Here is a 22,046-nt window from a genome sequence, read left to right on the forward strand (position 1 = left end):
CAGTTGGCGAATGATTTTTAGACCTCCAGAAACGACAAAGCCCTGATAATCAGGGCTTTGTCGTACATAAGATGGCAGAGGCGATGGGATTCGAACTCATGGACCTGTTACGGTCGACGGTCAAGCTTAATCCCGTACAAGGTTGTGGATAGGCAGAACTGTGCCGATTGATCGTCAATTGACACCGTCGATAAGAATATGTCGCAGTCCCAAACTACAATGTTCGATGCGTGCCTGAACCCTATAGACCTCGCGAAGCATCTGTTCGGTGATCACATCGTTGCATGGGCCACTACCATGTACGGTGCCATTCGCAATAACCAAGACCTGATCTGCGAAGCGGAGTGCTTGGTTCAGATCGTGGATTGCGATAAACACAATTACCTCACGTTCGCGCGCAATATTGCGCATAAAGTTCAGCACCTGCACCTGCCGATGCATGTCGAGGGCGCTGGTCGGCTCGTCCATCAGCAAGATTTCCGGTTCGCGCACAAGCGTCTGCGCGATGGACACCAACTGTTGTTGACCTCCGCTGAGTTCACCGAGGTTGCGAAACGACAGTGCCGTGATGCTCAGTGCGGCGAGAATCTCGTCGACCAGGTTCAGCTCTTCATCGTGGACCACCCATCCCGGCGTCAGTTGCTTGCGCGCCAGAAGCACGGATTCGTACACCGTCAATCGCGCACTGGCGTTCAGACCTTGAGGCATGTAACTGATACCTGTCGGGCCTTTTTTCGACTCTTGCAAAATGACTTGCCCTGGCCCGTCGATCAGCCCGGCCATGCGCTTGAACAACGTTGATTTACCGGCCGCGTTGGGCCCGATTACGGCAACTACCTGACCGCCAGTAAACGTCGCCGTCGATACGCCACGAATGACCTCGCGCTGACCGTAGCGGGCGCCCAGATTCTCCAGTTGCAGCTTCACCATGAGTTTTTCTTCCCGCCGAGAATAAGTGAAATGAAGAACGGCACGCCGATCAGTGAGGTAACCACGCCTATAGGGAAGATCGCTCCGGGGATCAGAGTTTTGCTGACCACGGAACTGGCCGAGAGAATCAACGAGCCAGTCAGCAAGGAGGCTGGAAGAAAGAAACGCTGATCCTCACCGATCAGCATGCGCGCGATGTGCGGGCCCACCAGACCAATGAAGCCGATGGTGCCGACGAAGGCCACGGGAAACGAGGCGAGCAGGCTGACCATGATCAACGTTTGAAAGCGCAGGCTGCGCACGTTGATGCCGAAACTGGCGGCCTTGTCGTCGCCCAGTCGAAGGGCGGTCAAGGCCCACGCGCGGTTGGCAAAGATCGGCAGGGTGATCAGAATCACCAGGCAGATCACTCCGAGTTTCGGCCAGGTGGCTTTGGTCAGACTGCCCATGGTCCAGAACACCACGGCGGCGACGGCTTGTTCAGTGGCAAAGAACTGCACCAGCGCCAACAGCGCATTGAAGGTGAACACCAGCGCGATGCCGAGCAACACAATGGTTTCGGCGGTGACGCCACGACGCATGCTCAGAAAGTGGATCAGCAGCGCCGAAAGCATGGCCATGATGAACGCGTTGAGCGGCACCATGAATTGTGCCGCCAGCGGGAACAGCGCAACACCGAACGCCAGACCCAATGCCGCGCCGAAACTGGCGGCTGCGGAAATACCCAAGGTAAACGGGCTGGCCAGCGGGTTGTTGAGGATGGTCTGCATCTGCGCGCCGGCCAGCGACAGCGCCGCGCCGACCGCCACCGCCATCAGCGCCACCGGCAGACGAATGTCCCACATCACCACGCGTACTTGTGGCGAAGCGCTGTCCGGCGAAAACAGCGCGCCAAGCACTTCGCTGAAGCTGTAACTCGCCGGGCCCAGTGCCAGATCGAGGAGCACACTGCACAGCAAAAGAACCACCAGCCCGGCGAGGATCATGCGTTTACGCAGGACGAGTCGCCGATAGGTTTCGCGCTGCACCTCGACGGCGTCGGTCAACGAACTCATGGTTTCGCCTCAAGGTTGCGCAGGCTGACAAAGTAGCCCGACTCATACGGCACGGGTAGAAAGCGCTCGTGCAGTTCGCGAAATGATGCATCTGGGTCGAGGTCGGCGAACAGCTCCGGGTGGAACCATTTGGCCAATTGCTGGATGGCCACGAACTGATAAGGGCTGTTGTAGAACTGATGCCAGATGGCGTGAAAGGCTTGATTGTCCTGCGCCTTGATCCCGGCGTAGGCCGGACGCTGGGTGTACCACGCGAGTTTTTTTCGCGCCTGGGCCATGTCGGCACCCGGGCCGACGCCGACCCAATGGCCGCCGGGAGCAAAGGCTTCCCAGTTCGCTGTGGTGACGACGACGTGCGCCGGATTGGCGACGATGACTTGCTCGGGGTTCAACTGGCCGAACGTGGTCGGAATGATCCGCCGGGCAATGTTGTTGCCGCCGGCCATATCGACAAACAGGCCGAAGTTTTCGTTGCCGAAACTCAGGCAGCAATCGTCGGTGTAGCCGCCGATGCGCTCGATGAACACGCTTGGCCGTGGTGGATGCTGTTTCTCGATGACGTCGGTGACGCGGTGAATCTGCTGGTTGCGAAAATCAATGAACGCCTCGGCGCGCTGCTCTTTACCGAACAATTTGCCGAACAGGCGCATGGTCGGTTCGGTGTTCTGCATCGGGTTGTTGCGAAAGTCGACGTACACCACCGGAATGCCAAGGGCGTCGAGCTTTTCGATGTAGCGCGCATCTTCGGTGGCGTGCTGCGCTTCGATGTTCAGGATGATCACGTCCGGGCGTTGCGAGATCGCTTGTTCGATATCAAAGGTGCCGTCTTCAAAGCCGCCGAAAGTGGGGATTTTGGCGATGCCGGGGAATTTGCGCAGGTAGACGTTGTAAGTGTCCGGGTCCGACTGAATCAGGTCCTTGCGCCAGCCGACGATGCGTTCGATCGGGTTCTGTGTGTCCAGCGCGGCGACCAGATACAACTGCCGGCCTTCACCGAGGATGACGCGTCTGACTGGCAGATGCACCTTCACCTTGCGCCCGAGCAGGTCGGTCACTTCAGTGCGTGCCGCAGCGGTTTCGCTGGCGTGGGCAGCGCGCGGCGTCAGCGCCAACAGACTCAGCACTCCTGCCAGTAACAGTGCAGCAACAGCGCGGCTGCGTCGATCAACAATCACCATGGTCAAAGCCTTTGCAAAGTCAGATTGGCCAACGGCTCACACCGCCACCTGCCTGAACGTTTCAGAAATCGACAGTTGCCGACAGTAATAAAGTGCGCGGTGAGCCTTGTGAGAACGCCCCATAAGAGGCGACACCCGACCAGTACTCGTGGTCGAACACGTTCTGCACCGTGGCGCGAAACGTGGTCGGTCGATCATCAATGCGAGTGGTGTAGCGCGCGCCCACATCGAAGCGGGTCCAGTCATCGAGTTTTTGCGTGTTGGCCTGGTTCACGTATTGGCTGCCGGTGTGGATGGCGCCGCCGGTCAGCGTCAGGCCTTCGAACCATGGCGTGTCCCATTCGGCCCAGAGGTTGGCCTGAACTTCCGGCACGCCGACCGGCTTGTTGCCACGGTTGGCGGCCACCCCGGATTTGGTCAGTTCGGCATTGAGCAAGGTCACGCCGCCAAGCAGGCGAGTGCCCGGTGTAATTTCGCCGAACATGTTCAACTCCAGGCCACGGTTGCGTTGTTCGCCCTGCACCGAGAAAACTCCGGCGGCCAGTTCGCCGCTGGGTTTGCTGATTTGAAACAGCGCGAGGGTGGAGGTGAACGTGCCGTAGTCGGCCTTTACCCCAAGTTCGTGCTGGCGGGAAATGTACGGGGCAAAGATCTCGCCGGCGTTGGACGCGGTGGAGGGCGCGATGTCGCCCTTGCTCAAGCCTTCGAGATAGTTGTAGTAAAACGAAACGTGATCCCAGGGTTTGATCACGGCGCCGAACAAGGGAGTCGTCCGGCCATCGTCGTAGGAAGTGGTTACCACGCCGGAGGCGTTGTAGTTGTCGGACTTGATGTTCTGTTTGCGCAAGCCGAGGGTCAGTTGCGCGCGATCATCCAGGATCGACAAGGTGTCAGCGAGCGCCACACCCGTCAGTTCGCTTTCCGACACTTTCGGCGTATCCGGCTTGGGAATGTACGGTTCCGGGCGGTCCACCGGGTGATAGATATTCGACAGGATCGGCGCGCCGGAGATGATCCCGCGTGACAACACATCGCGATAGCGACTGACCTGCACGGTGGCGCGGTGCGTGATCGGTCCGGTATCGAAGCGTAGTCGCGCACCGGTGTCGACGATGTAACGCTCGACTTCGAATTTGTAATAGCCGGGGATCGAAGAGGTATCACCGGCCGAGTTAATGATGGTCGGCGTCTGATCGGACATCCGTGCGACATCGGATTTGCCGCCACCGGCGTGGGCGAACACCGTCAGCGCATCGCTGAGGTCATATTCGCCGCTGAGCAGCGCCGACTTGTCACGGGTTTTCGACCAGCCCCAATCCTGACTGACGTTGCTGCGGCCGTTGGCGGCGGAAGGAATATCGACGCCCGGAGCAATGAGAAACGGCCGTGAGGCAGCGTCGAAGCTTTCCTTTTGGCTGAGCCAGTCGAACGTTGTACGCAGGCGCTCGCCCTGATAATCGAGGGAAATCGCGCCGATATCGACGTGTCGCGATTGATCGTCGACCACTGTGTCGCCCAGTTGCGTGCTGCCATTGATGCGCAGGCCGAAGCGGCGTTCTTCGCCGAAACGTCGACTGACGTCGAGGTGCCCGCCGAGCTGTGAATCCATGGCGTAACTGGCGGTGAAACGTGTCAGGTCTTCCTCAAGGGAGCGCTTGGGTACAACGTTGATCACACCCCCGACCGCGTTATTGGGCGACATGCCATAGAGCAGGGCGCCAGGGCCTTTGACCAACTCGATGCGCTCGGCGTATTCAGTAAATACGCGGTAATTGGGTGCTACACCATATACGCCATCGAAGGCCAGTTCACCGAGGTTGCCTTCGCCGACGGGAAAGCCTCGAATAAAGAACGAATCAACAATTCCTCCGGTCTGGCCGGTGGAGCGCACTGATGAATCGCGCTCCAGTACATCGCCGACGGTAACCGCCTGTTGATCCTTGATCAGCGCCGAGGTGTAGGTGCTGACGCTGAACGGCGCGTTCATCACGTCCGTATTGCCGAGCAGTCCAAGGCGCCCGCCGCTGGCTACCTGGCCACCGGCATACACCTGCGGCAAGGCATCGGGGCGCTTGTCATTGCCGATCACCGCTGTTTCATCCAGTGTCAGCCGACGTGACACCAGTGTGTAGCTGCCGTCGCTGCGCAGCATCATGTCCAGGCCACTGCCCTCGAGCAATCGATCGACCGCTTCCTGGGTCGAGAACTGACCGATCAGCGCAGGATTGCGCAGGCCATCAGTCAGCGATGGCTCAAACGACAGCGCGATACCAACGTCCACGGCAAAGCTCGACAAAGTCGCGCCCAGCGGTCCGGCGGGAATGTTGTAGGCCTGGATCGCGACAGAGTCCAGTTGCTTCGGCACGGCGGCCAATGCAAACGGGCAAATGGCACCGATCAGGACAAGGCTTAGCAACGCACTGCGAATAACTGGTTTGAACTGACGATCCGGGCGCAGGAGGCGTGCAGCAAGCATGAATGGATGGACCTATAAACAGGACGGAAAGGTGCTTCTCCCCACTAGCCAGTCGAGATCAGAAAAAGTATCACCGATGCGGCAAATATTTTTTCCCTCAGGCCGGGGAGAGCATGACCCAGTAGCCATTCAAGTGGCCGCTGACGAGGATCGGGTAAGTCTGCGCCAGCATGTTCAGGGTGCGCTGGCTGTCGCTGATCGGGTAGGCGCCGGAAATGCGTAAATCGGCGATTGTCGGATCGAGGCGCACGAAGCCACGGCGATACCGCGTCAGCTCTTCGACGAAATCGGCCAGGCGCATCCTGTCGGCCATCAGCATGCCTTGGGTCCATGCGCCGATATAGCGGTCGGCAACGCTGAGCTGCCCAAAGGTGTAGGAAGAGAAATCGGTACGTTGACCGGCGTTGACGATCAGCGGGGTTCCCTGGCGATTGTCCGCGAGTTCGACTTTGACCGCGCCTTCCAGCACGGCAAGGTGGGTGCGCGGTTGCAGCTCTCGAACGGTAAAGCGCGTGCCTAGCGCCTGCATGCGGCCCTGGCGGGTACTGACCAGAAACGGCCGCGCCGACGGGACGATGTCTGGGGCTGTCTGAACCAGTATTTCGCCTTCGCGCAGGTGGATAAGGCGTTGATTGGCGTCGAACAGTACGTCGATGGCGGTGTTGGTGTTCAGGGTGATTTTCGAACCGTCGGCCAGGGTCAGCTCGCGTTGCTGGCCAACTGCTGTGCGATAGTCTGCCAACAATTGCTGGGTTTCGGCCAGCTTCCAGCTGCCCCAGCCGGCGGGCAGGATCGCCAGAATCATAGCCAGTTTGCCCAATGCAGCGCGCCGTTCCGGGCTGCTCGGGCGATCGAGTGCCGACATCGCCAACGACGGTGGCAGGCCGCCGAGTTTACTCTGTAATAACTGCGCACGGGCCCATGCACGACCCCGCTCGGGTGTACTGACTTTCCAGCACTCCCACTCGCTGCGTTCGGAGTCGCTGAGTTCGCCTTCACTCATGCGGATCAACCAGTCGGCCGCTTCTTCGAGGGCCTGGTGATCGAGGTGCGGTTCATGACGGCGAGTGAGCATTCACTCCACCAGCAACAGGCACTGCACGAAGGCTTGCTTCATGTAGCGTTTGACGGTGATCAGGGACACGCCCAACTGTTCGGCGATGTCGTCGTATTTCAGGCCGCTGATTTGCGACAGCAGAAAAGCACGCTTGACCAGCGGCGGCAGGGCGTCGAGCATCGCGTCAATTTCGTGCAGGGTTTCCAGCACCATGAAGCGCAATTCCGGCGAAGGCACTTCCGGCGCCGGCACATGGGCAAGGGCGTCCAGATAAGCGCGTTCCAGCGCCTTGCGCTGATACCAGTTGACCAGAATGCCTTTGGCCACGCAGCTCAGGTAGGCGCGCGGCTGCTCGATGACGGTGACTTGCGAAGCGAGGATGCGGGTGAAGGTGTCCTGCGCCAGATCTGCCGCATCCATGGCGTTACCCAGTTTTTTTCTCAGCGTCGCGTACAGCCAGCCGTGATGGCCGCTGTACAGGGCTTCGATCGCGCGCAGGTGTTCGTTATTCGCGGGAAGGGTTTCGCTCATGGCTGCAGGTTTTCATGCAATTGAGAAGTATTCCCAATGCTAGTTTACAAACCGTCTGCGACGCAAGAGCCGATTGGTGTTCGGTTCAGGGGTTCGGCAAAGCGCGTAACGCGGCAATCATCGTTTCGATTTCTGCCTCGGTGTTATACGCGTGTAGCGAAGCACGGCTGACCTCCAGCAAGTCCCGGTGTTGCATGTCGAGCAGGGTCGAGCGAAACGTTGAAGAGGTGACGTTGATGCGCTTTTCTTGGCCAGCCAGCCACTGTTGAACCTGCGCGGCAGTGCTGTTGCAGTGGCTGAAAGTTACAATGCCGGACTTCACCGCGCCCAGGTCTCGCGGCGTGACACCGGGGATCTCTGCCAGTTGCTGGCGCAGGTAGTCGGCTAATCGCTGGATGCGTTGCCACATCGCTTCGACGCCTTGCATCAGCGCGTATTCCACTGCAGCACCGAGGCCGAGTTTGGCCGCCACGTTGCATTCCCAGTTTTCGAAACGCCGGGCATCGGCGCGGATCGTGAACGTCTCGGCGTTCTGTAGCGAAGCGGCATGCAGGTCAAGAAAAGCCGGCTCGAGGTTCTGACACAGAGACCTTTCGACATACAAAAATCCCATCCCGCGCGGCCCTCGCAAATATTTGCGGCTGGTGGCGGCGAGCATGTGGCAGCCGATTTTGTCCACATCGATCGGCATCTGCCCAACACCCTGGCAAGCGTCGAGCAAAAACAGCACGCCGGCCGCACGGGCGAGGGCGCCAATCTGTTCGACGGGCTGCACCGGGCCGCCATTGGTCGCGATCACCGGCAACGAGATCAGCGCGACCCGTTCATCGTCGAGCAACGTTTTAAGCGCGGTTAACGAGATCTGCCCGTGTTCGTCATTGGGGATGAGCCGAATCTCGATACCACGCCGCTGCTTCATTTGCAGGTAAGGAATGTAGTTGCCAGCGTACTCGGTGGTTGAGGTCAGCACCACATCGCCGGGTTGCAGCGGCAATGAATAGAAGGCCATGTCCCAGGCGCGGGTTGCATTCTCGATCACGGCGATTTCATCAGGCTCGGCGTTGATCAACCGGCCGATGGCGCTATAGACGTTCTCCACTTCGGCCGACTGCTGTCCGGCCGCTTCATAGCCGCCCAGATTCGCTTCAAGCTGAATGTGCCGGGTCATCGTCTCGATCACCGGCGCGGGCATCAGCGCGGCGCCAGCGTTGTTGAAGTGAATCAGTTGCGCGACGGCAGGGGTGTCTGCGCGCAGTTGTTCAATATTCAAAAGCAGGCTCCTTGATCAGTCCCCTTCCGGGGCAGGGCTCGGTTGCATTACCGCAGACCGGTAGCGCAGCGCGACAATCGGAATCAGTGCGAGGACATACGCCAGACAGACAAACAGATAGGTGTACTGCAAACCGTAGACCTGACTGAGCAAGCCGCCGGCGGAAATCCCTGCAATCGAAGCGAACTGTGCAGTGCCTTGGGCTATTCCCAGCACATGGCCTTGCTGCGAACTGTCGGCGGTTTTCGAAATCAGCGCCATCAGCACCGGTGTGGTGGCGCCGAGCAACACGCCCCAAATGAAATAGGCGATGACAAACACCACCGGGTCATGGGTGACGCCGGCCACCGCAGTGAGGACGATGCAACCGAGCACGACGTAAGTCATGCGCTGCAAGGTGTCCTGTTGGCCACGGTGTTCGAAATAGCGCGACCAGGCCGTGGCCGACAAAATGAAGCCCAGGGCGAGCAAGCCGTAGCACAGCCCGACCACTGAATTGCTGACGTCGAACACCGAGCTGACATACAGCGAAAACGATGTCTGCGGCAGCATTCTCGCCAGCAGCAGAATGCCCATCACGCCGAGCAGCGACAGTAACGGCGAACCTTGCCAGAGGCTGGCGGAACGCGCCGGTGCAGCCTTGTCCGCGACCACGGTTTTCTTCACCGGCGGCACGTCCGGCAAGGTCACGGCGGCGATCACGGTGCACACCGCACACAGCGCCGAGGCAATGATGTTGATCCAGAAGAACGTCGCGTAATCGAGGATCAAGCCGCCGACCACTGCGCCGAGCAATGAGCCGACATTGGTAGAAATCTGCAGGATGGCGAACAGCCGTGCGCGCCGCGACGGCGCTTCAATGCTGACACCGTAGGCCTGTGCCGGGGCGATGTAGCCGGCAAACGCGCCTTGCAGAAACCGCAGGATCAGAATGACCCAGATGTCACTGAAGAGGGCCAGTCCAAGCTGGGTCAACGACAAACCGGCGAGGGCACGGATCATCATCAACTTGTGGCCGTAGCGATCACCGATACGGCCCCAGAATGCACTGGTGAGAATTATGCCGAGCATCGGCCCGACGTACACGGCGATGCTGGCAAAGCTGAACAGCGACTCCGAAGTCGTCAGCCCACGCAGGTGGACAGGCCAGAACGGCCCGCTCATTTCCATCGCGCCCATCGAGACTAACTGGATCGCAAATAGAAGATAAATCAGGATTCTTACTCTCGAATCCTTGATGGCACCTGCATGGGACATGAGTCAGCCTCGGTTAAACGCTAGCGAGCGGGTTGGTCAGGGTGTGCTGCAAACGATAGTTGCTGTACTGCATCATGTGCATGCGCAACAACGAGCGGGTCGGCCATGGATCTTCAACGAACGCCTTGTGCTCGACTTCCCATACGTCTGTCGCGACTCGGTCGCGCACTGCTTCGAACGCGAGGTCGGTTTCCTCGCGCAACACCTGCCACAGTCGCGTGTTGTTGAAGCCGTATTCCTTCGTCAGCCACAGGGCGATTTCGTGCAAGTGCGTGAGGAACGCCGCGTCGAGCACAAACATGCGCACCGGCTCGATATCATCCGAAAATACCGTCGGCAGAATACCCGGTTGCACGTGCGGTTGCAGGCTGTAGCCACGGCCTTCGAGCAGCGGCGCATACGTGCGGCCATCGCCGAAATCGCGAATCAGCAGGCTCCGCGCCTTGCCGTCGGGCGAGAACAGCACCATGGTGTTTTGCTGGTGTGCTTCGAGGCCGATGCCGTACATCAAGTAGATCGCCACTACCGGGTGCGTGACCACTTTGGCGTACTCGCGGAACCAGCTCTCGACCTGCGCGGCAGTGGCACGCACGCCATCGTGCTCGATCAGTTCGGTGAACAGCGGGCGACCACTGCCGGGCAAACGGGTGAACAACGACGCCACGGTAATCGGCAGGCAATCATCACTGCGTTCGAACGCTGGCGCACTGCTGCGATAGACCACGGACAAATGCCGGCCCGGATGATCGTCCTGCGTGACTGCGTTTTTGTAACGCACGCCGATTTCTTCCGGGAAGATTTCCAGGCGCTGATCGAAGCCGTTTTCCACTTGCAGAATCTGGCTGATCACCGTGCTGATGCGCGGCCCCATGTGAATCGATTTTGCCTGCAGGCTGCGCAGTTCACTGGTCATCCACACCGCGATGGGCAGTTTGATCAGCGGTGCGCAGTCATCCAGCACCGGCATCATCGTGCGGTACGACATGGTCGGCAGGCTGGGCAGGTCCGGGCCGTCGGTGATCAGAATGCCGTCGGCGATTTCCTGCGCAAAGGTTTCCAGTACGTAGGCCTGCAAATGCCAACCGTGGATTGGCAACGGCAGCCACTGGTTTTCGTCCAGTCCCTTGTTGTTCAATGCGGCTTTCCACTGCTCCCATTGCGTCGGGAAACTCTCGGCGAACCAGGCACGGTAATCGATCACGTGCGGCATGCTTTCGCTTTTCGCATTGTCGGCGCGCAGTGCGGCGATGCGCAGCGGCACCTGTGCGTTGAACTCGGGTGAGAGTTGCTCGACTTCTTCATCGGTCAGGCCGGGGCGGGCTTTCCAGGTCGGGTAATACGGGTGACCTTCCAGTGAACCCCACTGGTCGAGAAGAATGGCAGCGTCCTTGGTTCTGGCGTGCTGGCGCAGGTAGTTGGTGAAACTGTCGAGCCCGGCCTCCCGGGTGGCCTGTGCCAGTCGAACGTTCCACTGCTGGCGATGCTGACGCGCGTGGGCGTCGTTGCTCAGGCTGTTTTCCATGTCGGCCTTGAGTCCGGCGATACCTTCGTCGGTCGGCACGAAGTCGAAGCTGTCACGCAGCACATCGAGCATGTCCTGATGGCTGGTGATGAGCTGGCGCACGCCTTCATCGGTGACCAACACCACGTCACCGTCGTTGACCACAGTGTCGGCCGGGCCTTTGGCGATGTCGGAAAAGGCCAGGTGCGCGCGACCACCCTTGAGCGGATACGTGGCCTGGTTGCCCTCCACGGAAAAGCTCAAGGCCGCCCGGTCGAGGATGTTTTCCGCAAACAGGCAGCGCACCAGACGGCGCATGGCGTTTTTGCGGGAGTAGGCGATCAGTGTCTTGAAGTCATCCATATCAGCGGTCTGCTCGTCGAAAATTGAATAGAGAGATCAAGCGGCGGCGCTTGTCGTGTGCGGCCATCGGCGCGGGAAGTAGTCGAGTGCCGAGTCGCGCAGGCCGTCCATGTAGGCCACGCTCCACTGCAGGACTTCCTCGATGTAGGGCACTTTGAGGTCGAAGCGTTTGGCCATTTCCACCAGCAGCACCAGACCGTAGGCGACGTCTTCATTGAAGGCGCGACTCTCGCGCTCGATCACGTAACCGGCGCGGTTGTCGGCGGCGGGCACCATCGGCGCGAGGATGTCGTTGTAGGCCTGATTGGTGCGCAGGATCGAGAGCATGCTGCTCTGGTCGCGGATCTGTTCACCGTAGGCCTCGACGATTTCCTGCTTAAGGGATTTTACCGAAGACAGGTCGATGCCCAGACGCTGGCTGATCACCGCGCACAGCTCCTGGCTTTCCTGATCCATACGTTCGAGGAAATAGGCACCGAGCTCCGGGCATTCGGTCCACCAGCACATGCGTTGCGGGAAGATCTTGCGGTGCCACTGGCCGTAGGGGCCGATCAGGCCGTATATCACCGAGCTGTGCATGATCGGGTTGCCCGGCGTTAGCGTGATTTCCAGGAAATGCTCGAGCATCGTCACGCATGGGCCGTACAGGCGAGTGAGTATTTTCTCTAGCTGGCGGCGCGCGGTTTGCGGTTCCCGGGCATGGGTCGCCACGTACAACTGGCTTTTGCCGCCACCCATTTTGATCGAACGTCCCGGGGTCAATTCAAACGCGGTGTGCGGTACGTCCTTCATGCCCCAGATCACCACATTCGGCCGATCGGGCAGGGTGGCTTCGGCCAGCCAATCGAAACCACAGAAGCCGGGAATGGCGCCGATAAACACCGGTTTGTTGGTGGTCAGGTGCGGCGTGATGTCTTTCAGGGTTTGCGGGCGCGCATGGGCCGGCACGGTGATGATGACGATGTCGGCATCTTCAACCACTGCCTTGGCGTCGCTGGTGACTCGATCCAGTCGGGCGCTGAGGGTTGAACCATCGGGCAGCAACGCCTGCATTGGCGTCTGGCGGGCGTACTGTTCGATGACTTCCTGATTGTGGGTGTGCATCGAAACCTGAACATCGGGCAGTTGCTTGAACAGGATGGCGTTGAGATGGCCAGTCCTGCCGCCACCACAAATGGCGACTTTCAACAGATTCATCGAGAGGCGTTCCTGTGTGAAGGATGGGTCATGCGACGCTCAGTTGCAGCGGCGCGGAAAGGGAGTCCAGCCATTGGGTCTTGCCCAGCCAGGCATCCAGTTGCGGGGCAATGCCAGGGTCGATCAGGTCGCGCTCTTGCAGCCATTTGTCGTCGAACACGGTGTGCAGGTATTTCTCGCCTCCGTCGGCGATCGGCACCACGACGTTGCCGGTCAGCACGCCTTTATGGATCAACTCCAGAGCCTTGAAAATTGCACCTCCGGTCGAGCCACCGACCAGCAAGGCGAAGTTGCGCGCGATGTAGCGCGCGGTTTCGAACGCCTGCGAGTCGGTGACTTGCACGCCCAGATCGATGCAGCTGTAGTCGAGCACCAGACCCACGGTGTCGCCGGCCGGTGTGCCGGTGCCGGATTGATAGTAGGGATAGCCAGGGTGACCGAAGACAATCGAGCCGGCGGGTTCCACCGCGACGGTGACGGTGTCCGGGTTGTGCACTTTCAAGCCGCGCGCAATACCGGTCATCGAACCGCCGGTGCCGACGCAGCCCACGTAAGCCCCAACCACACCTTCAGCCTGCGCAATGGTTTCGCGCACGAAATCACTGTAGCCGCCCGCATTGGCGGCGTTGTCGGACTGGTTCATGAACACCGCGCCGGGAATCTCGTTCGCCAGTTCGGCGGCCATTTGCTGGCGCTCGACCACCGCGACTTCATCTTCGCGATAAGTGCCTTTGACAAAACGAATGTCGGCACCGAGGGCTTTCATTACGGCGATTTTGTCTTGCGCGGCGTGGTGATCGACCACGGCAATAAAATGCAGGCCAAATTCGACGGCGGCCATGGCCAGGCCAATCCCGGTGTTGCCGGAGGAAGACTCGACCACCACCCCACCGGGTTTCAGGCGACCGGACTTGAGTGCGGCCAGCACCATATTGCGCGCCATGCGATCTTTGATACTGCCACCGGGATTGTTCTTTTCAATCTTCAACAACAATCGCGCGTTGGTATCCGGAACATCAATACCCAACATCGGCGTATTACCAATAAGGTCCGAGACTTTATTCAATATCATTGCAATTGTTCCCTTTAGTAGTCAGGTGAAAACGCATAGTTACCTTCCGTACAACAGGTCGCCGTCAACCGCCGGGGCAGGGGATGGCGATGAAACTCGTTTTCCAGCAAGTCCATCTGATAACCGGCTGTATTGACGTAAATCAATAAGTCGCCGCTGCGTGGTTCGTTTGCAAAATTGATCAAGCGATAGCTGAGGACGTCGTCATCAAGACAGCTATGACCGGCAATGTACGCTTGGGTTGGCGCAGATGGGGTTTGCTGCGTGCTGATCAGTATGGGATTAACCAGATATTCAGAAGCGAACCAGGTTTCACAGGCGCTGAAACTACTGCCTTCGACAAAGATGACGGTTTTATTATCGGTCAGCTTCTTTGTGCGTGTGATGCGGAATATTGAAATCGCTGCCTGATCCACCAGGCTTCGTCCCGGTTCTAGTGCCAAAGTTATATTGTGCCGGTTCAGGTAAGTGGCAATTGACACGCCCGATGAATGTTCCGCGTCGAGCAATAAGCCCAACCATTGTGGCGCGGTCAATTCGCTGCCGTAAGGGTAATAAGTTGCGGGAACCCTGTTATGGTAATAATGGCGGGGGTTGTTGTCATTTTGCAGAAATCGGGCATAGGCCTCGGGCTCGACATAACGAATCGGCAGGCCGCCACCAATATCAATCATCTGCGGATTCAAGCCCATTTCCCTGGCCGCTTCGACGAACCCGGTGACCTCGCGAAAAGCTTGCACCCGGGATTCGAAGCCATAGCCACCAAGATGGAAATGAAATCCTTCGAAGTCAAAATACTCACGTTGTTTCGTCAGTCGTTGCAGGCAGTCGAGCAAGTCCTGCGCGCCCATGCCGAAGCGGCTTTTTGCACTGTCTTTGGGTCTGTAACGCAGTAAAATCCTGGCTTTGATCGGCACTGCCTGTGCCGCAAGTACGCCTGTCAGGTGCCCGAACTCCTCCCGTGAGTCCACGCAAATCAGTGCGCCGGCGCTGATTAATGCCTGGTGAAATACCACGGTTTTGGCCGGTCCCGTGGCACAGATTTTTGCCCCAGGTACACCGGCTCGCAGGGCGGCCTGCAATTCATGGATGCTCGACACATCTACACCGATTTCCGCATCTGCCGCAGCGCTGAGCATACTCTGCGACTTGTTGGCCTTGGCGCCGTAGAAGATCGCGTGGGCCACTTTGTACTGCTTCAATACCGTCAGCAGCGCTTGCGCGTTTAATTCAAATGCATGGGGCCAAACCATGTTCAACGGTGACCCGTACTGCTCGACCAAATCGCCAAGTGTATTCGGAAAGTTGTTGATAAGCGTGGAAATAATCGGATCAATCAGAGGCGTTAATACCTCCGGATTATGAACTTTTCTTTGCTGCTCAACAGTCGGTGTATTTGTTGTAGGCATAGTTAACCCTTGGCGCTGAAAATAGCCTCGCCATTGATATTACGATAACTGAGCGTTATCGATTTATGTCGTCTTTTTACTCGTCAGGTGCGAGGTTTTAAACAGTCAGGTGGTGGGTGCCAAGCAAAGCTCGATGTTGAATTCGCAACGATTGCCGTAATAAATGGTTCACAAAACAATGGCATGAGCATCCCACTCCCTAAGGTTTATACGGACGTATTAATTGGCCATTAGTTGCTGGTCAATTCCCTGAAAATGCCAAAACTTGATGTTCAACTGACATCACTGGCAGGTCCTTCCCGAGACACTGAAGACTTGCTTTGAAGCGAGGATAGTTCCTCTTGACGGCGTGAACAATATTGCGAACAGGAACGATTATCAAGTAAGGTTTTCAAATATTTTTGAATAAAGACCTGCGCAGGGCGAATCAATGAACGTGTATTTACACGCTCAAGGACGCGTTCGCCCGGAGATAAAAAAGTCCGTTAATTCCTTGAACAATAAGGCGTTAAGGGCTGTTGCGAGACGCCCCGGAACAGCCGGCAAATTTGCCGCTGAAGGGGCCTGAAAATTTTCAGAAACCACGACTGGTTCACGCCAAGGAGCAACGCCATGCAATCCGATCGACTCAGCCGCAAAGCCCCACTCGCGATCAGCTACCTGTTCGTGCCGGGCAATCGTCCCGAGCGCTTTTCCAAAGCCTGCGAAGCCGGGCCGGACGCGATCATTCTCGACCTTGAGGACGCCGTTCATCCGGACAGCAAAGCCGGCGCCCGTGACGCCATCCGCGCCTGGCAGGAGAAAACGCCGAGCGTTGCCTGCGCGCGATACATCCGCTTGAACAGCGTCAGCAGCGCGCTGTTTGCCCAAGACCTGAGCTGGCTCAGCGACATGCGCCACGCCGAGCGTTGCGACGGGATTTTCCTGCCCAAGGCCGAATGCCCCGAGGCTCTGGCCCGGGTCGTCGAACGCTTGCTGGAATGGCAACCGACACTGGCGATCGTCGCCATCATCGAAACCGCCAAGGGCTTGCAACAGGTCGAGGCGATCGCGGCCATTCCGGGTCTGGCGCGGCTGGCGTTCGGTTCGCTGGATTTCTCGGTGGACATCAACTGCAGCCAGATCCCCGAGGCTTTTCTGTTCGCCCGCAACCGCATCGTGCTGGCGTCGCGCACGGCGGATTTGCCCGCGCCCATTGATGGCGTGACGCCGGCGATCAGCGATCTGACGGTGGTCGCCAAGGACTCGCTTTACGCGCGATCGCTGGGCTTCGGCGCCAAGCTGTGTATTCATCCCGGACAACTGAGCACGGTGCAGCGTGCATTCCTCCCTGATTCGCGCCAGTTGGCTTGGGCCAACAGGGTGATGCGAGCGGTCGCGACAGGCAGTTATGCGGTGCAAGTGGACGGCGAGATGGTCGATCTGCCGCTGATAGAACATGCCCAGCGTCTGCTCGATGTGGCCAGCCGATACGCGTCGATTGCTCGCGCTGATGCTTGCTGAATCCCCGACGAATCAGGAGACCACCATGGATCACGGTTATCAGATTGCGCTACGGCCACTTTCCAGCGTGTTGCAATCGGAGCAGGTTGACCCGGCCAACGTGACGCTGCTTCGCGAGTCGATTATCCGTGCCGGGCATTGGCTGGAACCGATCATCGTCGAGCGCTCGCGCGGCATCGTGATGGACGGCAATCACCGCTTCACCGCAGCGTTGCAACTGGGCTTGAAACGTGTGCCGTGCATCCAGCTCGATTACACCGATTCGCGCGTCTGTGTGCGGCATTGGCAAACCGGGCAAGCGTTCGAGGTTGCGCTGATTTTCAACACCATCGCCCGCGGCGAGATTTTTCCGTACAAGACAACCCGTCACGCGTTTAACCCCGCGCTGCCGGTGGTCGCGATTCCGCTTGAGCGCCTTTACGCCTGAGGTGTATCGAGCTTCGGCAAATAAACTTTACTTCGGGTGATACTTTTTCGCAGATCGGCTGGCAATAGGAGTGATTACCATTTTCCCTTGATGAAAAGGATCCTCACGTCATGCCTGTTGTCAGTCGTCCTTGCGGTGAGCGGGTGCTAACACTCGCCGTGCGTACCGCCATGTTGAATTTCGTTCTGGTCGCAGGAAGCGCCAACGCCTGGGCTGCAAGCCCGGAACAGCAAAAAGTTGTCGCCGATACAACCTCGAACGCTGTGCCAGTATCACTGGCTGACGACAGCACGGATGCGCTGACCCTCGACACCACTAACATCAACGCCCGTTACAACGGCGCAACTGCCTTGCCGGAAACCCTCGCCGGTGGCCAGGTGGCGCGAGGCGCACGGCTGGGCATGATGGGCAACAAAGACGTGATGGACACGCCGTTCAGCGTTACCAGTTACACCGCCAAGACCCTCGCCGATTTGCAAACCGTCACTGTCGCCGATGCGTTGGAACGGGATCCTTCGGTGCGTTCTACCGGCCAGACCGGCGGTATCGTTGACTCGTTTTTCATCCGCGGCTTCCCGATCGGTGAAGGCAATCTTGGTGAGCTGGCGTTCGACGGTGTCTACGGCGTCGCGCCGAACTATCGCGTGTTTACCGAGTACGCAGAACGAGTCGAAGTGCTCAAAGGGCCAGGCGCGCTAATGTACGGCATCTCGCCAAACAGCGGCGTCGGAGGGGTGATCAACATCGTGCCCAAGCGACCACTGGATGAAGACCTTACCCGGTTCACCGGCACCTATGCCTCGGACTCGCAGGTTGGTGGGCATCTGGACCTGAGTCGTCGCTTCGGTTCGGAAAACCAGTTCGGCTTGCGTTTCAACGGCAACTTGCAGGGCGGCGATACTGCTGTCGATGACCAGCAGCGCGATCTCGGTATTGGCGCTATCGCTCTGGATTATCGCGGCGAGCGTCTGCGCCTGAACCTCGATTACATCAGCCAGAAGGAAAGTTGGGAGGGCGCTTCGCGGCCGTTCACCATTGCGCCGGGCATCGATGTGCCGTCCGCACCGAACGGCCGCACAAACCACTCGCAGGATTGGGGCTGGTCCGACACCAAAGAGCAGTCCGGGTTGCTCGGTGGCGAATATGACCTGACTGACAACGTCACCGTATTCGCCCATGCCGGCGGTGGTAAGTCCGACGTCAAGCGTCTGTCCGACCAGGTTCCAAGAATCCTTAATGATGCCGGCGATACCAGCAACATTCCCGGTTACTACAAATTCAATGTTGATCGCTCGACGGCAGACGTCGGTATGCGTGGCGTATTTGCCACCGGCCCGATTACCCACACAACCACGGTAATGGCGACCCGGTATCAGGATGAGCTGTCACGCGGAATCAATAATGGCACGCCGATCCTGTCGAACATTTACCACCCGATCGACAGGCCGCAGCAATACCTCAATGCGCCGAAGGTTTCGCGGGTTTCCGAATCAGACTTGTCCGGTGTGGCGCTGACCGACACCCTGGCGATGTTTGATGACCGCTTTCAGTTGACCCTCGGTGTGCGCCGCCAGGAAATCGAGTCACGCAATTACAACGCGAGCGGTGTAGTCAGCTCGAAATACAAGGATAACGCCACGACCCCGCTGGTCGGTGTGGTGATCAAACCTTGGGAAGATGTTTCGCTCTACTACAATTATGTTGAAGGCTTGAGCAAGGGCGACATCGCCCCGGGCACCGCGGCCAACGCTGGCGAAACCTTCGCTCCGTACGAGTCGAAGCAGCATGAGATTGGCGTCAAATATGAGCACGGCACGTTCATGACCTCGCTGGCACTTTTCCAGATCGAGAAGCCGAGCGGTGAAGTGGGCGCTGATAATGTTTTCTCAGTACAAGCCGAGCAACGTAACCGGGGTGTTGAGTTGAGCATGTTCGGTGAAGTCGCACCGGGTACACGCTTGATGGGTGGCGTCACAGTGCTCGACGGCGAACTGACCGATTCGGCAACCAGGGCCAATCGCGGCAACAAACCGGTCGGCGTGCCGGACGTGCAAGCCAACCTCTGGGCTGAGTGGGATACGCCATGGCTTGAAGGCTTCACCCTCACCGGGGGGGCGATCTACACCGACAGCCAGTACGTCAACCAAGCCAACACGCAAGAGTTGAACTCTTGGACCCGCTTCGATACGGGTGCACGTTACTCCACCAAAATTGACGGCCGGCCTACTACATTCCGCGCCACGGTGCAGAATATTTTTGATCGCGAGTATTGGTCGGGAGTTGCTTCTTACGGTGCGTTCTCTCCCGGTTATCCGCGGACTTTGCAGTTATCTGCAACTGTCGACTTTTGACACAGCAGGGCAGGTACAGCCAAGAGCGGATACCTGCCCTCATCAATTGTGAGAGGGAGCACTTGCATGTTGAGCATTCAGGGATTTTTCATAGCTGATAACTGTCGTCCTTTTTTGATCAAGCCCCCTCAGATGGCACTCGAATTCGATTGCAGCATGAATGGCCATATCCGTCAGATGCTGCGCGTTTACGGTTTGCGCACCAGTCTCTTTCGTTTGAAGGTGATTAACGCACTTCTCCAAGCTACTCGTGAGGAGCGCGTGATAGGGGTGCAGGATGTGCATGCTTTTATAGAAGCGTCTACTACAGAGCTGTCTATTATCAGTGTTCGTGAGGTTCTCAAACGTCTTGCCGAGGTAGGCGTCATTGAATGCCGACTCGATAAAAGCTATTGCTTCACTTCTGAGGCTTGGCTCCTGCTCAAACCGCACCTGGGATGACGTGCCCGAGCACTGATAGTAAAACGGCAGCTTTAGTTTAAAGCGCCGTTCTGAAGAGCGAATACATCGAGAGTGCGGCATTTTTGAGAGCCATGTTGACGCTCCTCGCTCACGAAACGGGTGTGATGCTTCGAACCACTCGGCAATGGATAGCGTTCGGTTCAAGTGATAACGAAACGGCTCTAATCGCCTTTTGAAGGTGTTCAGTTTCAGGGTCGTGCGTAAAACCCTCAAAGTCGGCCTTACTTTTCCATTGCGCATAGTTCACTACGTGCTTTCCGTCGAAACTCGCGTGAAAGAACGAAGAGATGAAGCCGGATCTGTGTCGTACCCATCGCTCAACCTCGCTAGCGATGGCGTCGATCAGTTCTAGCTGCTTGTCCGCGGGGACATCGAAGCGAACGATCTGTATGAATGTGTCATCTTCTGCAATGCGAATGAGCGCCATGATCGACCTCCGTTGTTTGCTTCTTCTGATGACACCGGCCGTGCAAAACCGTGCGGTAAAAAATGCATGCACCGGTGCCTGATGAGAAGTTTCAGTGAGTGGAGCCCTCTATTCGCCGAATGCCTCCATGAGTACTTGAACCAACTCACCGCCTTCTGGTGTTGCCCAACTGCCCGCCAGTTCGGCGATCAGTTGGTTGGTGGTGGTCAGCGTCACTCCCGCTTTGTCCATACGGCGCAAAGCGATGTCATCCGCCATGGCTGTCGGTGACGCACCGCCATCAGCAACAACTTGCACTTCGTAGCCATCACGGACGAGCGAGAGTGCTGGATAAACGGTGCACACATCGTTAGTTACGCCGGCAATAATCAGTTTCTTGCGGCCAGTCGCCTTCACGGCTGCGGCGAAGTTCTCATCGTCCATAGCATTGACGATACCCATGCGCTTGATACGTCCGGCGAACTCGGTCGGGAGGATTTCTTCCAGTTCGCTCAGCAGCGGGCCTTGGGCATGCTCTTCCATGCTGGACGTCAATACCACGGGAAGTTTGAGAATGCGGGCCGCTTTGGCCAGCATCAGGGCGTTGCGCTTGAGCTCTTCAAAAGGCATGGATTTAGCCCAGCCCATGGTTCCGACCTGATGGTCGATCAGCAGCAAGGCGGCATTATCGGCATTGAAGTTTTCGAATGACATTGTGATTCTCCTGACAACGGCGATGGGGACTGTTCCCCCGGTTAAAGAGCTTGCAGTGTTCCGAACTCACCGCGCCGGTAGCCATCGACTGCTGCGGCCAGTGCGTCCATCGAAGCAAGGGCGATCGGCCCTTGCCAAAAAACGGGTTGATTCAACGGAGTGCCGGAAAACAAGACTGCCTTGGCATTTCCGTTCTTTGCTTGCAGGGTGACAACCCGATCCGCGCGCTGAGGAAGATTGACCGGTGCCCTGGCATCATTCAGATCGTACGGCTGACCATCCACATACACCTCACCGTCGATAGGCATCAGGAACGCCACGTGTCCTTCTGGAACCGGGATCTGCACTTCGCTTGAGGCTTCAAGAGTGATGTCCAGAAGCCTTACGTCCGTAGGCAGTAGCAACGGAGAAGCCAGCCCTTCGAAGTTGCCTAATGGAACTCTGATTTTAGCCCCAGCCCGATAAACCGTAGGGACGTCCTGAGCTTCCACACTGAAGACAAATGGCGCATCTGCCTGTTTGTTCTGTGGGAGATTGATGAAGATTTGCAACATGTGAACGGTCTTGCCCGGCTGGGCCGGCACCTCTTCATGAACAATGCCTTCACCCGCCGCCGTCCAGTGCAAACCACCCGGTTGGATCAGGTTGCGGTTGCCTAGCGAGTCCCGGTTATCGATGCCTGTTTCCGAATCCAGGAACAGGTAGGAGACCGCAGAAAAGCCCGCATGCGGATGCGCTGGAAAAGTTGGTCCGCTAATCCATGCGTGGTCTACGCCCAAGAACGGATCGATAGGTTTCGCGTACTGATCACCCCGCAGGGTGAACGCCCGGAACTGGCTGCCGTGGTTCATGCGCTGTAAACGTGCGATGGGTAGCATGATTGCGGT

Annotated in this window: 19 protein-coding genes; 4 read left to right on the forward strand and 15 right to left on the reverse strand. The window is 58.1% G+C overall.

What is annotated here, in order from left to right:
* Positions 1-174 precede the first annotated feature (174 nt).
* The 12 genes from PMI25_RS26785 to PMI25_RS26840 all read right to left on the reverse strand — a co-directional run bounded on the left by PMI25_RS26785 (position 175) and on the right by PMI25_RS26840 (position 15,296).
* Complete coding sequence (locus PMI25_RS26785; RefSeq protein WP_007969107.1) at positions 175-930, reverse strand: ABC transporter ATP-binding protein; 756 nt, start codon at positions 928-930, stop codon at positions 175-177.
* Entirely contained in the window at positions 924-1,985 is a 1,062-nt protein-coding gene (locus tag PMI25_RS26790) for a FecCD family ABC transporter permease (RefSeq protein WP_007969108.1), read from the reverse strand. The genes PMI25_RS26785 and PMI25_RS26790 overlap by 7 nt, the downstream gene beginning before the upstream one ends.
* Positions 1,982-3,163, reverse strand: a complete 1,182-nt coding sequence (locus PMI25_RS26795) for an ABC transporter substrate-binding protein (protein ID WP_007969109.1) — start codon at positions 3,161-3,163, stop codon at positions 1,982-1,984. Before PMI25_RS26795 ends, PMI25_RS26790 begins: the two co-directional genes overlap by 4 nt.
* A 61-nt stretch (positions 3,164-3,224) precedes the next feature.
* Positions 3,225-5,639, reverse strand: a complete 2,415-nt coding sequence (locus tag PMI25_RS26800) for a TonB-dependent receptor (RefSeq protein ID WP_007969110.1) — start codon at positions 5,637-5,639, stop codon at positions 3,225-3,227.
* A 97-nt stretch (positions 5,640-5,736) separates the two neighbouring features.
* Positions 5,737-6,714 carry a FecR domain-containing protein gene (locus PMI25_RS26805; RefSeq protein ID WP_007969111.1) on the reverse strand — a complete coding sequence of 326 codons (978 nt, stop codon included), beginning with the start codon at positions 6,712-6,714 and terminating at the stop codon, positions 5,737-5,739.
* The gene (locus PMI25_RS26810; protein WP_007969112.1) at positions 6,715-7,227 is read right to left on the reverse strand and encodes a sigma-70 family RNA polymerase sigma factor; all 513 of its coding nucleotides are present in this window, start codon (positions 7,225-7,227) and stop codon (positions 6,715-6,717) included.
* An 85-nt stretch (positions 7,228-7,312) separates the two neighbouring features.
* Positions 7,313-8,497 carry an aminotransferase class V-fold PLP-dependent enzyme gene (locus PMI25_RS26815; protein ID WP_007969113.1) on the reverse strand — a complete coding sequence of 395 codons (1,185 nt, stop codon included), beginning with the start codon at positions 8,495-8,497 and terminating at the stop codon, positions 7,313-7,315.
* Positions 8,498-8,512: 15 nt separating this feature from the next.
* A complete protein-coding gene (locus PMI25_RS26820) occupies positions 8,513-9,754 on the reverse strand; it encodes an MFS transporter (protein ID WP_007969115.1) in 1,242 nt (413 codons plus the stop codon).
* 13 nt (positions 9,755-9,767) lie between these two features.
* A complete protein-coding gene (locus PMI25_RS26825; RefSeq protein ID WP_007969116.1) occupies positions 9,768-11,618 on the reverse strand; it encodes an IucA/IucC family protein in 1,851 nt (616 codons plus the stop codon).
* 36 nt (positions 11,619-11,654) lie between these two features.
* The gene (locus PMI25_RS26830; RefSeq protein WP_007969117.1) at positions 11,655-12,815 is read right to left on the reverse strand and encodes an NAD/NADP-dependent octopine/nopaline dehydrogenase family protein; all 1,161 of its coding nucleotides are present in this window, start codon (positions 12,813-12,815) and stop codon (positions 11,655-11,657) included.
* Positions 12,816-12,843: 28 nt separating this feature from the next.
* Positions 12,844-13,887, reverse strand: a complete 1,044-nt coding sequence (locus PMI25_RS26835; RefSeq protein WP_007969118.1) for a PLP-dependent cysteine synthase family protein — start codon at positions 13,885-13,887, stop codon at positions 12,844-12,846.
* Positions 13,888-13,901: 14 nt separating this feature from the next.
* The gene (locus tag PMI25_RS26840; protein WP_007969119.1) at positions 13,902-15,296 is read right to left on the reverse strand and encodes a Y4yA family PLP-dependent enzyme; all 1,395 of its coding nucleotides are present in this window, start codon (positions 15,294-15,296) and stop codon (positions 13,902-13,904) included.
* Positions 15,297-15,908: 612 nt separating this feature from the next.
* Between PMI25_RS26840 and PMI25_RS26845 the strand changes: the two genes are divergently transcribed.
* The 4 genes from PMI25_RS26845 to PMI25_RS26860 all read left to right on the forward strand — a co-directional run bounded on the left by PMI25_RS26845 (position 15,909) and on the right by PMI25_RS26860 (position 20,018).
* Complete coding sequence (locus tag PMI25_RS26845) at positions 15,909-16,799, forward strand: HpcH/HpaI aldolase/citrate lyase family protein (RefSeq protein WP_007969120.1); 891 nt, start codon at positions 15,909-15,911, stop codon at positions 16,797-16,799.
* A gap of 25 nt (positions 16,800-16,824) precedes the next feature.
* Positions 16,825-17,226 carry a ParB N-terminal domain-containing protein gene (locus PMI25_RS26850; RefSeq protein WP_007969121.1) on the forward strand — a complete coding sequence of 134 codons (402 nt, stop codon included), beginning with the start codon at positions 16,825-16,827 and terminating at the stop codon, positions 17,224-17,226.
* Between the two features lie 110 nt (positions 17,227-17,336).
* Positions 17,337-19,577, forward strand: a complete 2,241-nt coding sequence (locus PMI25_RS26855) for a TonB-dependent receptor (RefSeq protein WP_007969122.1) — start codon at positions 17,337-17,339, stop codon at positions 19,575-19,577.
* Positions 19,578-19,643: 66 nt separating this feature from the next.
* Positions 19,644-20,018: a hypothetical protein gene (locus PMI25_RS26860; RefSeq protein ID WP_007969123.1), complete on the forward strand. Its 375-nt coding sequence runs from the start codon at positions 19,644-19,646 to the stop codon at positions 20,016-20,018.
* Between the two features lie 109 nt (positions 20,019-20,127).
* Here PMI25_RS26860 and PMI25_RS26865 read toward each other — a convergent pair whose 3' ends face one another.
* The 3 genes from PMI25_RS26865 to PMI25_RS26875 all read right to left on the reverse strand — a co-directional run bounded on the left by PMI25_RS26865 (position 20,128) and on the right by PMI25_RS26875 (position 22,037).
* Positions 20,128-20,466, reverse strand: a complete 339-nt coding sequence (locus PMI25_RS26865) for an antibiotic biosynthesis monooxygenase family protein (RefSeq protein WP_007969124.1) — start codon at positions 20,464-20,466, stop codon at positions 20,128-20,130.
* Between the two features lie 108 nt (positions 20,467-20,574).
* Entirely contained in the window at positions 20,575-21,159 is a 585-nt protein-coding gene (locus tag PMI25_RS26870; RefSeq protein WP_007969125.1) for an isochorismatase family protein, read from the reverse strand.
* Between the two features lie 41 nt (positions 21,160-21,200).
* On the reverse strand, positions 21,201-22,037 hold the full coding sequence (locus PMI25_RS26875; RefSeq protein WP_007969126.1) for a pirin family protein: 837 nt from the start codon (positions 22,035-22,037) through the stop codon (positions 21,201-21,203).
* Positions 22,038-22,046: the final 9 nt, after the last annotated feature.

This window comes from Pseudomonas sp. GM30 (genome assembly GCF_000282275.2).
In the GTDB taxonomy this organism is placed as follows: domain Bacteria; phylum Pseudomonadota; class Gammaproteobacteria; order Pseudomonadales; family Pseudomonadaceae; genus Aquipseudomonas.

Bases quoted from the DNA above. Each gene is read 5' to 3' on its own strand.
- PMI25_RS26865 (WP_007969124.1), bottom strand. From the start codon at position 20,466: ATGGCGCTCATTCGCATTGCAGAAGATGACACATTCATACAGATCGTT.
- PMI25_RS26785 (WP_007969107.1), bottom strand. From the start codon at position 930: ATGGTGAAGCTGCAACTGGAGAATCTGGGCGCCCGCTACGGTCAGCGC.
- PMI25_RS26875 (WP_007969126.1), bottom strand. From the start codon at position 22,037: ATGCTACCCATCGCACGTTTACAGCGCATGAACCACGGCAGCCAGTTC.
- PMI25_RS26790 (WP_007969108.1), bottom strand. From the start codon at position 1,985: ATGAGTTCGTTGACCGACGCCGTCGAGGTGCAGCGCGAAACCTATCGG.
- PMI25_RS26870 (WP_007969125.1), bottom strand. From the start codon at position 21,159: ATGTCATTCGAAAACTTCAATGCCGATAATGCCGCCTTGCTGCTGATC.
- PMI25_RS26795 (WP_007969109.1), bottom strand. From the start codon at position 3,163: ATGGTGATTGTTGATCGACGCAGCCGCGCTGTTGCTGCACTGTTACTG.
- PMI25_RS26830 (WP_007969117.1), bottom strand. From the start codon at position 12,815: ATGAATCTGTTGAAAGTCGCCATTTGTGGTGGCGGCAGGACTGGCCAT.
- PMI25_RS26860 (WP_007969123.1), top strand. From the start codon at position 19,644: ATGTTGAGCATTCAGGGATTTTTCATAGCTGATAACTGTCGTCCTTTT.
- PMI25_RS26810 (WP_007969112.1), bottom strand. From the start codon at position 7,227: ATGAGCGAAACCCTTCCCGCGAATAACGAACACCTGCGCGCGATCGAA.
- PMI25_RS26820 (WP_007969115.1), bottom strand. From the start codon at position 9,754: ATGTCCCATGCAGGTGCCATCAAGGATTCGAGAGTAAGAATCCTGATT.
- PMI25_RS26825 (WP_007969116.1), bottom strand. From the start codon at position 11,618: ATGGATGACTTCAAGACACTGATCGCCTACTCCCGCAAAAACGCCATG.
- PMI25_RS26855 (WP_007969122.1), top strand. From the start codon at position 17,337: ATGCCTGTTGTCAGTCGTCCTTGCGGTGAGCGGGTGCTAACACTCGCC.
- PMI25_RS26805 (WP_007969111.1), bottom strand. From the start codon at position 6,714: ATGCTCACTCGCCGTCATGAACCGCACCTCGATCACCAGGCCCTCGAA.
- PMI25_RS26840 (WP_007969119.1), bottom strand. From the start codon at position 15,296: ATGCCTACAACAAATACACCGACTGTTGAGCAGCAAAGAAAAGTTCAT.
- PMI25_RS26800 (WP_007969110.1), bottom strand. From the start codon at position 5,639: ATGCTTGCTGCACGCCTCCTGCGCCCGGATCGTCAGTTCAAACCAGTT.
- PMI25_RS26850 (WP_007969121.1), top strand. From the start codon at position 16,825: ATGGATCACGGTTATCAGATTGCGCTACGGCCACTTTCCAGCGTGTTG.
- PMI25_RS26845 (WP_007969120.1), top strand. From the start codon at position 15,909: ATGCAATCCGATCGACTCAGCCGCAAAGCCCCACTCGCGATCAGCTAC.
- PMI25_RS26835 (WP_007969118.1), bottom strand. From the start codon at position 13,887: ATGATATTGAATAAAGTCTCGGACCTTATTGGTAATACGCCGATGTTG.